The 15,952-nt window shown below is 59.4% G+C and carries 9 protein-coding genes; 8 read left to right on the forward strand and 1 reads right to left on the reverse strand.

Features of this window, described 5'->3' with window-relative positions:
* Window positions 1–45: 45 nt before the first annotated feature.
* Window positions 46–966: an HTH-type transcriptional regulator ArgP gene (argP, locus tag C0Z19_RS18595; RefSeq protein ID WP_102611308.1), complete on the reverse strand. Its 921-nt coding sequence runs from the start codon at window positions 964–966 to the stop codon at window positions 46–48.
* A gap of 31 nt (window positions 967–997) precedes the next feature.
* Here argP and C0Z19_RS18600 point away from each other — a divergent pair, with 31 nt between their 5' ends.
* The 8 genes from C0Z19_RS18600 (at window position 998) to C0Z19_RS18635 (ending at window position 15,857) form a co-directional block, all read left to right on the forward strand.
* Complete coding sequence (locus tag C0Z19_RS18600; protein WP_332882218.1) at window positions 998–2,272, forward strand: trans-sulfuration enzyme family protein; 1,275 nt, start codon at window positions 998–1,000, stop codon at window positions 2,270–2,272.
* Between the two features lie 344 nt (window positions 2,273–2,616).
* Window positions 2,617–6,525, forward strand: a complete 3,909-nt coding sequence (locus tag C0Z19_RS18605; protein WP_158243020.1) for a non-ribosomal peptide synthetase — start codon at window positions 2,617–2,619, stop codon at window positions 6,523–6,525.
* A 137-nt stretch (window positions 6,526–6,662) separates the two neighbouring features.
* Window positions 6,663–11,963: a non-ribosomal peptide synthetase gene (locus C0Z19_RS18610; RefSeq protein WP_102611310.1), complete on the forward strand. Its 5,301-nt coding sequence runs from the start codon at window positions 6,663–6,665 to the stop codon at window positions 11,961–11,963.
* Between the two features lie 10 nt (window positions 11,964–11,973).
* A complete protein-coding gene (locus tag C0Z19_RS18615) occupies window positions 11,974–12,741 on the forward strand; it encodes an AzlC family ABC transporter permease (RefSeq protein ID WP_158243021.1) in 768 nt (255 codons plus the stop codon).
* 11 nt (window positions 12,742–12,752) lie between these two features.
* Entirely contained in the window at window positions 12,753–13,061 is a 309-nt protein-coding gene (locus C0Z19_RS28295) for an AzlD domain-containing protein (RefSeq protein WP_158243022.1), read from the forward strand.
* Window positions 13,062–13,093: 32 nt separating this feature from the next.
* A complete protein-coding gene (locus C0Z19_RS18625; RefSeq protein WP_102611347.1) occupies window positions 13,094–13,645 on the forward strand; it encodes an RBBP9/YdeN family alpha/beta hydrolase in 552 nt (183 codons plus the stop codon).
* Between the two features lie 44 nt (window positions 13,646–13,689).
* A complete protein-coding gene (locus C0Z19_RS18630; RefSeq protein WP_233196198.1) occupies window positions 13,690–14,391 on the forward strand; it encodes a 4'-phosphopantetheinyl transferase family protein in 702 nt (233 codons plus the stop codon).
* Window positions 14,388–15,857 carry a C69 family dipeptidase gene (locus tag C0Z19_RS18635; protein WP_102611313.1) on the forward strand — a complete coding sequence of 490 codons (1,470 nt, stop codon included), beginning with the start codon at window positions 14,388–14,390 and terminating at the stop codon, window positions 15,855–15,857. The genes C0Z19_RS18630 and C0Z19_RS18635 overlap by 4 nt, the downstream gene beginning before the upstream one ends.
* Window positions 15,858–15,952: the final 95 nt, after the last annotated feature.

The following is a 15,952-nucleotide window of genomic DNA, read 5'->3' on the forward strand; positions in this document are numbered from 1 at the left end:
GGCGGACGCAACTGCGATTGGCGGTTGTCGCGAGTATCCCCGATGTCAATCGCCGCTCAAGCCGTCTGGCGTCTCGGCTAGCAAAGCGACCTTTGCCGCTCCCGCAATGAACTCGGTAACGCGCCGAGCCAGCGGCGGTTCCTGTCGCCAATGATGCCAATAGAGCGGGACCCGCAAAGGGAGCGAAGGGGCAAGGTCGATCAACTCGCCCGATTCCAGTTGCGCCTTCACCTGACCCGCAGGAACGATCCCGTAGCCGCTTCCCGTTTGAATCGCGTTTAGCAGCGCCACCGGCGATGGGAAGTAATGTTTGACGTACCGCTCTATCTCGACACCCAGCAAACGCTTCAGGAAGTCGTCGTGCAAAGAGTCCTTACGATTGAACAGGATGGCAGGCACCGCAATCGCTTCCCGCACTCGCAAACCATCTGGGAAATGTGCGTCCGCGAAGGCCGCCGTCGATACGCACCGATACTCCATCGCCCCCAGATAGATTGCCTCGAATCCCGGCGCGGGTTTCGGTTCGGCGCAAACACAGCCCACGACCTCGCCGCGTAACAGCATCGGCCAAGTATGGTTCTGGTCTTCAACGAGCACTTCGAGCGCGACAGGCAATGCCTCTAGCATCGCTTTGCAGCAATCCCCGAACCAAGTGGCGAGCGAGTCTGCATTGATCGCGACCGCCAAGCGCACGCGTTCGCGCCGCTTGTCGTCCGGCGTAACCTGAAGATAAATCTCCTGTTCGAGTAAGCGGACAGCGTTGACATGGCGAAGCACGATCTCGCCCACACGCGTAGGCAAAACGGGGCGTTCACGGATCAATAGCACTGCGCATAACGCTTCTTCTAACGCCTTTATCCGTTGCGAAATGGCGCTGCGCGTGACATTAAGGGCGCTGGCCGCGCGGTCGAAGCTTTGGTGTTCGACGATCGCGGCAAATGCTTCCAACTGACCTCGGTCTAGCATCGTCCTTCTCGGTTAAGAAAAATTACCGCGTGTGAAAACTAAGAAACGGCGTAATTTATCGTGGCAGGGCCTGATAGTATCGTCGATTGCTAACCGCTCGCAAGAGTCGCGTGGAATATGGAAGGTGGCCAAAGATTATTCCAACTCGCACATGAAAAAACGATCGGATAAATGCCGCGTGCTGGACGAAATATTTCAAAGTCTTTCTCCCGCCGTGCATCGCGCCTCGACTGTCGTATTCGACTCCCTCGAAGAATTCGTTCAGCGTAAGGATCGGCAGCCCGATGGATTCAGTTACGGTGTGACGGGCACGCCGACCGCGCGCGAGCTCGAGCGTCGCATTGCTCAACTGGAGGGAGGGGGGCACTGCATTGCTGTGCCGTCGGGTGCCGCGGCATTGATGACGACCTTGATGAGTTTCGTGCGCGCGGGCGACCATCTGCTCGTGTCGGCGTCATGCTACGGCGCATTGCAGTCATTCGTCTCGCGGTGGCTCGCAAATTTAGGTGTCGACGTGCAGATTTTCGATCCGTCGATCGCAGCGGAAATGAGCGGGCTGATCCGCAGCAACACCAGGATGATCTGTCTGGAAGCGCCTGGTAGCGTGACGATGGAGATTGCCGATATCCCGACGGTGGTGGACATCGCGCGGCGCGCTGGGGTCCTCACCATGATGGACAACACCTGGGCCAGCCCTCTTGGGCTAAAGCCGCTCGATCTTGGTGTCGACTTCGCCATCGAGGCCGCCACCAAGTATATCGGCGGTCATTCCGATCTATTGCTTGGAGCCGTATCGACTCGCTCGTACGCGCACTACGCCAGCCTGCGAGACGCGCAGGATGTACTGGGTCAGCAGGCCAGTCCTGACGATTGTTTCCTTGCGTTGCGGGGACTAGAGACTTTCGAGCTGCGATTTTCAGCACAAGCTGCTTCTGCGTTGCGTGTGGCGCGGTGGCTCTCCGAGCAAAAGACGGTCGACGAGGTTCTGTTTCCGGCATTACCCGGCAGTCGAGGCCACGAGCGCTGGAAGACCTGGTTCACCGGTCACGGCTGTCTCATGTCGATCATCATGCGACCCGCCGCCGATACTGCGTACGCCGAATTCTTTTCGCGGCTACGCAGATTCAGTATCGGCGCGAGCTGGGGAGGGGTTCACAGCCTCGCAGCATTCTTTCCCGAGTCATTGCAGCGTGATAGGCCTTTTGTGCTGACCCAGCGTCCGATCATTAGGCTGTCGATCGGTCTCGAAAATTGCGATTTACTGATCGAAGACCTGCATGGGGCGATGGAGGCGTTCGCGCGCTGATTGGCCGCGCGCGGCAGAGGCGAGGCGAAACATCGCATGCGCGCTTCTAACCCTTTGCGAATTTTTCTTACCGGCATGCCTAGGCGCAACGCATCCGGTAATGTTCTACCTGCGCACATCAGTGCGACACGTAGCGCAAGACTCAGACTCACGTGAATGCGAGGCGTCCAGCCGCGCTTTCGCATTGGTTTGTCGACCGATGCGCATGCTCATCCAACGAAAGCCTTGAGTTTTCCTTTATCGAAATGGGATTAAACGTCATCACGTCTGTCTTGAAGTCGGATGAAGACAGTTCAAAGCAAAATAGTGATTCTGGGCTATCGCTAGAGAGAATGTCGATCGATATGAAACTTAAGAGCCGGCAATATGATCTTGAAATCGAAGCGGACCTCGCGCGTGAATTGGCGAGTCTGAGCACGGAAATCGACGTCTCGATCGATCATTTGATTTTCTCGGGCTGGCTGCTGCTCTTGCATCAAGTGGTGGACCAAGACGAAGTTAGCGTGCGGGTGAGAGACACGCGTGATTTCGTCTATACATCGCTCTTCAATCCGCACGTCCAGTGGCAGACCTTCGCGGCGGCGACGAGTGCGCGGCTGATCGAAGCAAGCCGCGCCGGAAACGTCGACGCGCATCACTCACCGCTTGGACATGACGTAGCCCTGTATGGGTGCGAAACGGGCTATTGCATACGCGCGCCATCCGCTGAACCGGCAACGAGCGCTGAGCCGCATTGGTGGCTACGTGCGAGCGAGGGGGGCAACGGGGTATGGACGTTGCACTGCATGACAACGTCGCCGAGCACGATTACACGTAGACATCTGGACCTGCTGCAATCGATGATGCGCGCGTTAACCCAGGGCCGGCGTGTCCCGATCGCTGCGATATCGGCGATTTCCGCAGAAGAACGGGCGCGCGTGATCCGCTTCAATGACACGGCGCGCGAGTATCCAGCGGATCGGACGCTCATCGACCTCGTCGCGCAATGGGTGCGTAAGGACGCGGCAAGGACGGCGCTCGGCGACAACGATGTAACGTTGAGCCGCGGGGCTTTGATGCAGCAAGCGTGTAATCTGGCGCAACACCTCATCACCATGGGGGTGACCAAAGGAGACCCGGTCGCGCTACTCATGGAACGCGATGCGTCGATGGTCGTCGCCACATTGGCCGTTCTCATTGCCGGCGGCGTCTACTGCCCGATCGATCCGAGCTATCCTGAAGCACGCGTGCGCTATTACCTCGAGGACACCCGTGCAAGGGTATTGCTTGTGTCTGGTGAAACCGGGGATGCGCTAAGCAGCAATATGACGTCCGATGGGACGTTTAGTGGCTGCGTATCGCGGGCGGACCGTCGGAGTATAGGGCTGTTATCGCCCGCATCAGTCGACGATTTGCTGTCGCGTTCCATCTCGCTACCCGACGATCCGGCGTACATCATGTACACCTCGGGAACAACCGGGACGCCAAAGGGCGTGTTGGTCACGCACCGAGGCGTAGTCCGGTTGGTGCGCGGCGCCGACTACGTCGAACTCGACGAAGACACGCGAATGCTGCAAGCAGGTGCGATCGGATTTGACGCCGCGACCTTCGAAATCTGGGGCGCGCTGCTGAACGGCGGCGAGCTGCATGTGATCGATCGCGACGCTTTGCTCAGTCCGCGTTTGTTCGAAGATTTCGTTGCTCGGCGCCGATGCAATACGGGGCTGTTGACCTCGTCGCTCTTTGCGATGATGTCCAACGAGTCGCCGGGGGTCTTTCGGCACTTCCGTTCGATCGTCGTGGGCGGTGACGTTATTCCATCAAAGCAGGTTCAGTCGGTGAGGCGTCTGTGTCCCGAACTGACCGTCATCAACGCATACGGGCCGACGGAAAACTCCGTCATTTCCACCGCGCATATCGTCAGTGACGAAGACGCGCTAGACATTCCCATCGGCAAGCCCATTTCCAACACAACGGCCTACGTGCTCAGCCGGCACCGGCAGGTGCAGCCGATCGGCGTGCCCGGTGAACTCTATGTGGGTGGTGCGGGTATCGGTCCGGGCTATTTGCACAAACCTGAACAGACGGCCGCATCGTTCGTGACGGTGGATGGGCTCGGGGGCGAGACGCTCTATCGAACCGGGGACATCGTGTCGTGGCGCGAAAGCGGTGTCCTGGATTTCATCGGGCGCCGCGATCACCAAATCAAGATCCGAGGGCTGCGTGTCGAGATCGGCGAGATCGAAAGGCAACTGCTTGCTGCGGCGGAGATAGAGGAAGCCTTGGTGCTTTCCAGGAAAGTCGGTAGCCACGGGGATCCCACTCTCACGGCGTATTTCAAGGCGCCCGTCGAGATCGACACGGCAGTCCTGCGTGACTTGATGCGCAAGCGACTACCGCCGCATATGGTGCCGTCGAATTTCGAGCAACTGGACGTCATGCCGCTGACCGCGAACGGGAAGGTCGATCGACGCCTGCTCTTGGAGCATTGTGCAACGCGAGTCGGCCCAGCCGCATCAAACATGGCCACCACGCTCGATCCGAACGCCGATCGCCATGACCTGACAAGCGTTGTCATGCGTGAACTGACTGCCTTGTTGGCGCGCACGGACATCAGTGCGTCAGCGAATTTCTTGGCTTTGGGTGGCAGTTCGCTCACGGCCGCCCTGCTCGCGTCCCGTCTAGAGGCACAGTGTCAGCGCCGCTGCATGGCGAGCGATATTCTGAACAGCGACAGTCTGGAGCAATTCGCGTCTGTGCTCGGCGCGGCACCCGCGCTTACCGGATACCCTTTTCCGTGTGCAACGGAAGGGCGGGCGGGATGGCCCGGCGCCGTCGTAGGCGGGCGACGCGTGGCTTCGATTGCGCAAAAGCAGATATTCGTCGAGCAGGCGAAGTTTCCGCAATCGACGGCGTACAACCTTCCGCTTGAGATCGTGGTCCCCCGCGGGCGCATCGATACAGCGCGCCTACGTGATGCTTTGCAAAGCGTCGTCGACCGCCATGAGACGATGCGAACTTCGTTCACAACGGAAGACGGCAACGTCGTGAGGCATGTGCAGCTTCACCTCGAAGCCGATCTGGAGGTCGCCGAGCTCGAGGATGGGGCGCCGGCGAGGGCAGCGTCGCCTGACGCGTATCGAGAATGGGCGAGGCGATGGGTGCGCCCGTTCGATCTGACGTCGGCGCCGCTCTGGCGTTTCGCCGTGGTGAGCGACGGCAGCGGTACGCGTGTGTTCTGCGACTTTCATCACATCATTGTCGATGGGAAATCGATCGCGACCCTGCTTCGCGACTTGAGCGACGCCTATGGTCCAGCCGTCGATGAGGCGGACAGCTCGATCGTCGAAAGCCGAGCCGGGTCAAAGGACGATCGCCCCTTCAACGACGCATCGTTCGATCGATATATCGATTGGATGACAAGCGGACACGGTGCAGAGCGGACCGCACGCAACGAGACGTTCTGGAAAGCGGAGTTCGGGGATTGGAGTGCGCCGTCCGATTTGCCGACAGATTATCCAAGAGCGCCGGTGCGAGATTGGCGTGGCGGTGCGTGGCGCTTTTCGTTGGGCGCGGGCTTGACCGCACGCGTCCAGCAGTTTGCACTCACGCATCGTGTCACCCCGTATAGCGTTTTGCTTTGCTCATACGCGCTGTGGCTGGCGTCGGTTACGGGCGAAGCCAAACCGACGATAGGTACGGCTGCCGCCGGCCGCTCGATGCCGGGTTCCGAGCATATTGCCGGCCTATTCGTCAACACGGTTTGCCTCCGCCTGGACGTAGTAGGTCATGCGCAGACGCAAACGGTTTCAGCCTGGGTGATGCGCAGCGCGCGAAAAATCAATACGTGCCTCGACCACCAGGACTACCCCTTCCTGCGACTCGTCGAACAATACGCCGCGAATAGAACTTTCGATCGGCACCCATTGTTCGATTCGATGTTTGCAATGCAAAACACCGGCATGTCAGAGGGGCGATTTTGGGGCTCCCCGGTCGCGTGGCGCCCGGAATATACGGGTGCCTCTCTGTTCGACCTGAATTTGCAGATCGAAATCGGTGAGTGTGAGTTCTCGGCGATCTGGACATACAACGCGCAGTTGTTCAACCCTGACACGGTTGAGCGATTTGCCGAGCACTGGCTGTCGATCGTCGACGTGATGATTCGCAATGGAGACCGCGGTATGTCCGCGCTGCTGGCCGATCCGGCCGTCGGGCTGGAGGAGGCCGATCCTGCCGGCACGTCGCGCCTACCGTCTATCAGTTTCACGTTATAAGCCGCATCCGCTGCCGCGCTTTGCAATAAACGCGATGCGATGATTTGTTCGAATCGCGAGGATCGAATCGCGTCACGCGTGGTAGCGCCACCCCTTTTACCAAAATCCCCGGCGTCGGGGAGTGAGTCCATCAAACTATGCAATCGATTGAAGCGTTGGGTCATCTGAAGGTCGCTGCTGCCCGCCGTCGCCGCGAAATGGCATTTTGGGCAGAGCGCGTAGCCGGCAGCCTCCAGAAGGCTCGCTTTCCGCAGGATCAAGCACCACGAGGAGAACCGAGCCGTGGCCGATACCAGCGAGAACTTGACGCATCGGTGGCCGAACGCCTAGCGGCGGCAACATCGAAACAACCGGCCGCCATGCGGATTCTGCTAGCGGCTCAAGTTGCAGTCCTGGCTTCTCGCTACGCAGGGCTCAACCACATCCCGATGGGATCGCCGGCCAATTTCTCGGCCGTGGACGAGGTCCCGCTCGCAACCTGGTTACCGATTTATATCCCCGTATCGCCAGGCGCATCGCTTCGCGAACTGCTTGCGACGGTCCACCAGGAATACGGCGCTGCCGTGGCCAATCAGGATTGCCCGATCAGCCTGTTGGTTGACGAAGTTGGACTGACGGTCGAAGAGCATATGCATCCGTTCTTCGACATCGCAGTCGACATCGCAATCGACGACGAGACCGCAAGGTTGCGTCACCGACACCCTGTCGAAGGGGTCCCGATCGTGGTGGCAATTCACGGCGATGGGGGCCGCTGGCATTGGCATATCGACTTTGACGCTCGGATGTATCAACCCGAGACAGTCTCGCGCTTGGTTGGTCATTTGGAGTTGCAAATGGCGTCGAGTCTCGCCGACGCCGATCGTGCCATGAGCGCGATCGCGCTCGACAACGACGCGGACGCGCGCGTGATCGAACAATCGAACGCGACGCAAGCCGCTTATCGAAGCACCGTGCGTCTTGACCAAGTGCTGACCGAACAGGCACAAAGAACGCCCGACGCGGTCGCGGTCATTTGCGGCGACAAGCGAATGACCTATCGCGAATTCGACGAGCGGGTAAATCGGCTTGCGCATACGCTCAGGGCCGCGGGAGTCAGGCCCGACCAATTGGTCGCCGTGATCGCACAGCGCTCGATCGAGATGCTGGTCGCGATTCACGCGGTGGTTAAAGCGGGCGGCGCCTATTTACCCATCGATCCCGGATATCCGCGCTCGCGCATCGAGTATGTCTTGGAGGACAGTGCGGTATCGGTCGTACTTGCCCATCCGGAACTCGTGCCGGACTTGAAGGTCGAGCGGAACATTATCGACTTGCGAGATCCGGCGTCCTACACCTCCCAAACCTCGGCGCCTGCGCCGCTCGGCAACGCCCAAAACGTTGCGTATGCAATCTATACGTCGGGCTCGACCGGCATGCCAAAAGGCGTGCTGGTCGAGCACCACGCCGCGATGAATAGAATCGAGTGGATGCAAAAGGCGTATCCGTTGAAGGCAGGCGATGTCATCCTGCAAAAAACGCCGATCTCGTTCGATGTATCCGTGTGGGAGCTCTTCTGGTGGAGCTTCGTCGGCGCGACGGTTTCGCTGCTTGCGCCGGGTGGGGAAAAGGACCCCGAGGCGATTATCGACACGGTTGAAAAGGACGGTGTGACCACGTTGCACTTCGTGCCGTCGATGCTGAATGCTTTTCTCGAGTATGTCGATGCGACCCAGGCGGCTCCTCGACTGCGATCCATTGCCCGCGTATTCGCAAGCGGCGAAGCATTGGGCGTGCATCATGTGCAATCGTTTTACGCGCTGCTTCAGGCTGGCAGTCCCAAGCTGATCAATCTGTACGGTCCGACGGAAGCGACGGTCGACGTGTCACATCATGTGTGCGTTCCCGACGTAAGCGCCGGGACTGTGCCTATCGGCAAGCCGATCGATAACATCCGGCTGTATGTGGTCGACAGACAACTGCGCAAGCAACCGATCGGGGTTCCGGGAGAACTCGTCATTGCCGGCGTGGGCTTGGCTCGGGGCTATCACAACAGGCCAGAGCTGACTGCCGAGCGATTCGTCGAAAATCCATTCGAGGACGAGGCGCGTATCTATCGGACAGGCGATCTGGCGCGATGGAACGGGCGAGGCGAGATCGAATACCTGGGGCGCATCGACAATCAGGTCAAGATTCGCGGATACCGGATCGAGCTCGGTGAGATCGAGGCGCAGTTGCGTCGGCATCCGTCTGTAAGCGACGCCTTCGTGATCGCGCATGCGCTCGGTGGCCGCGAGGCAGAGCTCTGTGCCTACGTGACGGGCGCCGATGTCGATTCCGAATCGCTCCTGCGTTTTGTCGCACAGGCGGTGCCCGAGTACATGGTGCCGTCGAGTCTGATCCGTCTCGATGCGTTCCCGCTGTCACCGAATGGAAAACTCGACCGAAAGGCACTGCCTTTGCCGCAGCGTGACCAACATGCCTACGTGGCGCCGCGCAATGCCGTGGAGCAGGCTTTGGCCGCGGTCTGGTGCGAGGTATTGAATGCGCCCAAAGTCGGCATTCACGACAACTTCTTCTCGTTAGGCGGAAACTCGATCCACTTTGTCACCGTCTTGGCGAAAGCACGGCGGCACGGGTTGCGCTTTACTTTCCAGCAGCTCTTTAGCCATCCGACGATCGCCGCGCTGGCGCAAGTGCTGGAGCAAGTCGATTCGTTGGCGCCCGAGGCTGGACGTGAGCCGTTTGCATTGCTGCAAGACGTCGACAGGGCGCGCGTCCCCGCATCGGCAGAAGATGCTTATCCGTTGGCCTTGCTGCAGACAGGCTTGATATTCGAAAACGAGCTGACGTTCGGTACGTCGCAATATCACGACATCCTGAGCTATATGATCGAGACGCGCTTCGATCGGCCTGCGTTCGAAAGGGCTGTGCATAGCGTCGTCAAGCGTAATCCGATTTTGCGGACCAGCTATCACCTAACGGGATACGAGGTTCCCATCCAGATTGTCCATAAGGACATGCCGTTGCCGTTGGAAGTGATCGATCTGCGCAGTTTCGACCAGGCCGAGCAGGAATCGCGCTTTCAGGAGTGGGCCGCCAAGGAGCGAAGCCGGCGGTTCGCTTGGGAGCAGCCCGGACTAGTTCGCTTCCACGTCCATGTCCTGTCGGACAATCTGTTCCGCTATACGTTGACACAGCACAATTCGGCTTTGGACGGGTGGAGTATCACGCTCGTTCACACGCAGCTGTTCGATGCGTATCACGCAACGCTTTCGGGGCAGCGTCGCGAAGTACCGAAGATCGATAACTTCTTCCGCGAATTCATCGCGCTCGAACAAGCCGCGCTGCGCTCCGGCCAAGATCGGCGCTTTTGGCGCAATGCGATAGAGGGCACGACATTCACGCGACTGCCGCGCTGCTCGCAGCAGCCGACCGATCCGAACGAACGCGTCGTTCCTAAAGTCATTTTCCACGACGTCGATATTCCGAGAGCGCTTTCAAATCGAATCGTGAGCCTTGCGGACCAACTTGGGGTGCCAGTCAAGACAGTGCTGATGGCTGCGCACTTGAAAGTCTTGAGTGTGCTGACCAATAGCGACTTCGTGTCGACGGGGTATGAACAAAGCGGGCGGCCGGAGCATGTCGACGCGACCGAAGCCGTGGGCCTGTTCTTGAACACGGTGCCGTTCGGAATCGATGTCGAGGACTGCACGTGGGAAGAACTCGTGCGCAAGGTGTTCGAGGCGGAAGGCGCCTTGCTGCCGCACCGCCGTTATCCGATGGCGCAAATGAAGCAAGACTTGGGCATTAGAGAGCACCTGTTCGAGACAGCGTTTAACTACACCCACTTTTATCGCCTCAAAGAGCTGAAAAAGCTGCCGGAGTTTTCGTTGTTGGACGTGCGTGCGAACTCGGAAACGGAATTTGTCGTCCGGGCGGAGTTTTCGCGCCATTTCTTTACCGATGACGTCCGCCTCAGCTTGCACTACCACGACCAAGTGTTCTCGCCCGACCAAATGGTCTCAATGGCGGGCTTGTATCGACGAGCGTTCGAATCGATGACCGAAAACGTCGCGGCCAAGCACCGCCCGGACGCGCTGGTTGCACCCTCGGAATTGGCACGTATGAAGCGAGCAGCCGCTGAGCAATGCGATGCTCGGTCGTCTTACTCGGGGCCTCGCGAAGTCTTGCGCCATGTCGATTCGATCGCGATCGTGGACCGCTACGGCGTAGCTGCGCCGATGGGCGTCTACGGCGAGCTGATGGTCAGCCGCGAGGAGGGGGGAGCTGCGGCGAAGACAGGGGTCGCAGCCCGTTGGCTGCCGGATTGGACGCTAGACATTGCGGGCCCAGTGGACGAGGTGCTTGGCCGCGAGCGCAATAGGGTGCTCGGAGAGCGTCGGGTCAGAGCGCCGGGTACCGCCCCGAGCCGTACCGCTCGCACGCTCACCGCGGAGCAACAGCGGATTGCGGCGGTTTGGGCTCAGCTTCTGAAAAGGCCCGCCGCTGATATCGGGGTCGACGACAACTTCTTCCACATCGGCGGAAATTCGCTGATGGCGATCCGAGTCGTGCTGATGCTCGACGGCGCCATCAGATTGGCCGATCTAATGGCGAATCCGACGATCAGAGCGCTGGCGGAGATGTTAGGCCGGGATAGCGCCTCTCGCGCTTCCTCGCTGGTCGGTCTGACCACCCGACCGCACGCCAAAGCTAGCGTCGTCTTCTTGCCTTACGCCGGGGGCAGCAGCGCGAGTTTTCAATCGCTGGCGCAGGCGCTTCACCATCAAGACCTGCCCTTGTCCGCGTATGGGGTCGACTTGCCCGGCCACGAGCTCGTGGGCGAGCTGAGCGCGTTGCTTGACATCGAAGCGACTGCGCAGCGGATCGCGGAGGAAATTCGGGCGAACATCGATACCCCGGTGGTGTTGTGGGGGCATTGCGTGGGTGCGGCGTTGGCGCTCGCTGTCGAATGCGAGCTCGATAAAGCAGGCCATGCAGTGGCGCACGTGTTCATTGGGGGCAAGCTGTTGCAGTCCAGCGAAGAAGTGGAGGCTGGCATCGCCACGATGAGTGGCATGACGAATGCTGATGTGCTGTCCTGGATGGTCAGAGAGACCGGGCATACCGAATTGGCTGAGCTGGCAGCGTCGCATGCCGATCGCCTAGTCTCGTTATTCCGGCACGATTCCAGTACGGCGAACCGCTATTTGGCCAACATCGCTGCTTCGCGCGAACGGCGTTTGTTCTCTCTGACCGTTGTCTTCGCCGATGATGATCCGCTCACGAAAGGCTATCAGCAAACCTTCACGCGTTGGGAGTCAGTGTGCGATGAGCTGCGCATGATCCGCCTACCTGATGGCGGCCACTATTTCTGTCGTTCCCGTCCTGAAGAGGTGTCGCGTTTGATTGCCGATGCGCTCCGGGACCGCAGTGTCGCCATTTCTACCACCGCCTAAGCGAAACACGATGATGAACGTACATGATCTAGCGGCCGAAGACATCTTGGATCAGCGGCCCGGCTCACGATCGGCGCATCTTCGCGCTGGCGCGGCTGCATCGTTGCCGCTTCTTGCTTCGGCGTTTCCGATGGGTTTGGTCGGCGGCGCACTGGGAGTGGCAAGTGGACTTAGTATCGGCCAAACGACAGCGCTGGCCGCATTGCTCAATTCCGGCACTGCGCAGTTCCTCGCGTTCAAGCTCATTCAGGTTCATGCGGCGCCAGCCGTCGTGATTTGCACGAGCCTGACCTTGAGCTTGAGAATGGTGATGTACGGCCTTTCCCTGCGCGCAAAGGTACGGCAGCTGTCTACGATCTGGCGTGTCGTATTGGGCTTCGGTTTGATCGATGCCGTCTTCATGGTCATGACCGTGCCGGCGCATTCCGCCTACGCACCGCGGCGCTGGCGATGGTTTTATCTCGGCGTATCGGGTGCGATGTATGGCGGATGGATCCTGGCTACGGTTATTGGCGCATCGTTGGGCGAGACTATCGCAACCCACCTGCGCGCTGGATTGGATTTTCCGTTGGTAGCGGTATTCGGAGCGATGTTGGCATCGACGCTATCGAGTCGCAGCGCGATGACGGCCTGCACCGTGGCAGCCGTCGCTGCGCTGCTGACGTTGTCCTGGCCTTACCACATTGGGCTGCTCGTATCGACGCTTGTTGGCGTCGCGGCCGGGGCAGGCTTGGACAGGTTGATTTGTGTCCGAAAGACGGTAACAGAGGAGTCATGATGCTGTACACGTTGTTCGCTGCGCTCGCTTTGAGCACCTTCCTTCCTCGCTTTCTTCCGCTCACGTTGTGGCGGAACCGAGATCTTCCTGGCGGCGTGCGCGTTCTTCTTGGATATGTGCCGCCGGCGATACTGGCCGCGATCTTCGTGCCGGGCATCGTCGCGCCCGATGAAGTCATCAAACTCGATGCCTTCAATCCGTACCTCATCGGCGGCCTAGTCACCTTTGTGATGATGCGCGTCACGCAAAGGCTGCTGCTGTCCGTGATCGTCGGCGTTGCCGTCTTTTACGTCATGCTCAGATCGTTCGCCTTGATTTAACTGTTGTTCAGCTAATGCAAACCGAGGACGCAATGCCGAAATCTCTTACCTTTTTGACCCTTCCCGGGCTCTATAACTCCGGCGAGAAACACTGGCAAACGCATTGGGAGCGGCGCTTTTCGAACGTTCGACGGGTCGAGCAATCCGATTGGGACACCCCGCATTGCGATGATTGGGTCGAAACGCTCGAACGAGCCGTCTCCGAGTGTGGCGATGACGTTGTGCTAGTGGCGCACAGCCTGGCCTGTCCTTTCGTGAGCAAATGGGCGCAACGCTATCCGCGCGAGATCGCGGGCGCGTTCTTGGTCGGCCCCAGCGATATCGAGGCGCCGACCTACCCGCGCGGGACGACCGGATTCACACCGATCCCGCTCGAGAAGCTGCCGTTTCGTTCGATGGTCGTGGTGAGCAAAGGGGATGAGTTCGCGTCGCTCGAGCGAGCCCAGCAATTCGCCGATGCCTGGGGGAGTGAGTTGACCATTCTCGAGGGGCTGGGGCATATCGGCTCCGATGCCGATCTCGGCATGTGGCAGCAGGGCCTGTCTCTGTTGAACGGCTTCGCGGGCACATCCCTGCAGCCATGAATGTCCGCGTAGCTCCCGGCGCTCGGGATGTGTGTTTGCCTACCGTGCGGGAAATCGCACTTCCCGCGCTGTGGGGCATCCCGGGTATCCGACAGCGCATTGTCGCGTTGCCGACGGAGCCTGTGCTGACGGGCGAGGCAGCGCGCGAACGCGAGTTTCGGCTGGGTAGGGCGATTGCCGCACAGTTGCTGCTTGAGCATGGCAGCGCCACGGGCAGGGTGGGGGTTGGGCTAGATCGCTCGCCGCAATGGCCGCCGGGTTTCATTGGAACCATCAGCCATTCGCCGGCGCTGCTTGGCGTAGCGATCGCGCGGCGCGATGCAGTCGAGATGCGTGTTGCTGATGCGCCGGGACAATGCGGTATCGGTATCGATATTGAGCCCATCATCGAGGGTGCAGCCGTAGAGGACATTCGGCGATTTTGTCTATGCGAGGAAGAACGCGGTGTGAGGCGCCCCCTGTCGAGCCGAGAAGACGCGATGACCGTGACCGCCATTTTCTCGGCGAAAGAAGCACTGTTCAAATGCCTCTATCCCATCGTGGGGTCGTTCTTCGATTTCTGCGATGTCGTCATCGAGCTGAACCTGCAGGCGGCGGAAATCCGAGGGCAGCTAAAACGCGCGTTGTCCCCAGAGCTTCCAGTGGGTACCAGGGTTTTGGGGCGCTGCCGCTTTATCGAGCAGCATGTCGTCACCGCATTTGCTTGGCCATCTTCGGCTCTATTCGAAAACATTACCTATTTATGAAAAAAATTGTGGCGTTGTGCTTGGCGCTCAGTGTCGGCGCGCAGGCGAGCATGGCATGCACGACGATCATTGTCGGACGGAACGCGACCAACGATGGATCGATCTTAGTCGCGCGCAGCGTCGACGGCGTGAGTGGCAACGTTGCGGTGGACTACGTTTATCATCCGCCGCGTCGAAACGGCTATTTGTTGCGCAGCCAGTTGGAAAACCGCTTTTGGTATCAGATGCCCGCCAATTTGATGGGGTATACCGGGTCGCCGGACCATCGCACCAATGGCACCGGATTTGAAGAGTCAGGATTCAACGATGTTGGTGTCGGGGTATCCGCGACAGAGACGATCTTTAGCAACGAAGCGACGCTAAAAGTCGATCCGTATGCCACCGATGATGGCATCGTCGAGGAGGTCATTCCGACCATCATCCTGCCACAGGCCAAATCGGCACGAGACGGCGTTCAGATGCTGGGGCAACTGATCGAACGATATGGATCAGCAGAGGGGTTTGGTGTCGCATTTGTCGACAAGCGCGAAGCTTGGTATCTCGAGAACGCAGGCGGGCACGAATGGCTCGCGCAACGTATCCCTGACGACAGCTACTTTGTCTCGGCCAATCAGTCGAGACTTGGCGTGGTCGACCTGAATGACCGACAGAATGTGCTTTCGTCGCCACGACTCGCTCAATGGGCTGCGCAACATGGGTTGTACGGTGCGAAGCGAGGTCAGGCTTTCAACTTCCGGGAGATTTTTGGGCGCGATGAGCAGAAGGATGCGGGATACAACTATCCCCGGGTGGAATATCTACAGGGGCGGTATACGCACGCGCTTGCCGGCGTGCAACAGACGGCCAACCGTTTTCCGACCTTTGCGCGGCCAGATCATCTGCTCAGCGTCGCCGAGATCGAGAACAGCTTACAGAATCACTTTCAGGGAACCGCCCACGATCCATACGGCCGCGTCGATCCAGCTGCGACGACGCGTCCCATCTCTGTGTTCCGCACCTATCAGTCGCATGTCTTGCAGACGCGAGCTAACCTGCCGGCGCCGATTGCGAACGTCGAATATCTGAGCCTGGGCATGTCGGCGCTCAGCGTCTACGTGCCCTTCTACGAAGGCGCGTCGATACCGGCGTCATATCGGGGAGCCGGCGCAACAGCCGATGACCATTCGGCGTTTTGGACATTTCGCCGGTTGCAGACCCTCGCGATGCAGAACTTTCCGAAGTATGGTCCGCTGGTTCGACGTCGCTTCGATGCCTTCGCCGTGGAAATCGCGACGCGGCAAAAGACGTTCGAAACGCGTTACTCGCAGACGTACGCGCGTGATCCAAGTGAAGCGAAGCGGCTGCTCGACTCGTTTACAAATCAGACTGTCGATGAGGCTCTGCAGGCGGCAACGGAATTGTCCAATGAGATCATCAGCGACATGGCTCTGACCGTGAATAAGCAATTCAGCTTTGAGGGCGCGTAGGTCGTTCGCGACGCTGCGTAAATATGTTGCTGCTCGCGGCGGGAGAGGAGTAATTTCATTCGCAGTGAAACTGCGTCGCACGCCAACAGTTTTCA

It is taken from the genome of Trinickia soli, assembly GCF_002879855.1.
GTDB lineage: Bacteria > Pseudomonadota > Gammaproteobacteria > Burkholderiales > Burkholderiaceae > Trinickia > Trinickia soli.

Bases quoted from the DNA above. Each gene is read 5' to 3' on its own strand.
- argP (WP_102611308.1), bottom strand. From the start codon at position 966: ATGCTAGACCGAGGTCAGTTGGAAGCATTTGCCGCGATCGTCGAACAC.
- C0Z19_RS18605 (WP_158243020.1), top strand. From the start codon at position 2,617: ATGAAACTTAAGAGCCGGCAATATGATCTTGAAATCGAAGCGGACCTC.
- C0Z19_RS18610 (WP_102611310.1), top strand. From the start codon at position 6,663: ATGCAATCGATTGAAGCGTTGGGTCATCTGAAGGTCGCTGCTGCCCGC.
- C0Z19_RS18615 (WP_158243021.1), top strand. From the start codon at position 11,974: ATGATGAACGTACATGATCTAGCGGCCGAAGACATCTTGGATCAGCGG.
- C0Z19_RS18625 (WP_102611347.1), top strand. From the start codon at position 13,094: ATGCCGAAATCTCTTACCTTTTTGACCCTTCCCGGGCTCTATAACTCC.
- C0Z19_RS18635 (WP_102611313.1), top strand. From the start codon at position 14,388: ATGAAAAAAATTGTGGCGTTGTGCTTGGCGCTCAGTGTCGGCGCGCAG.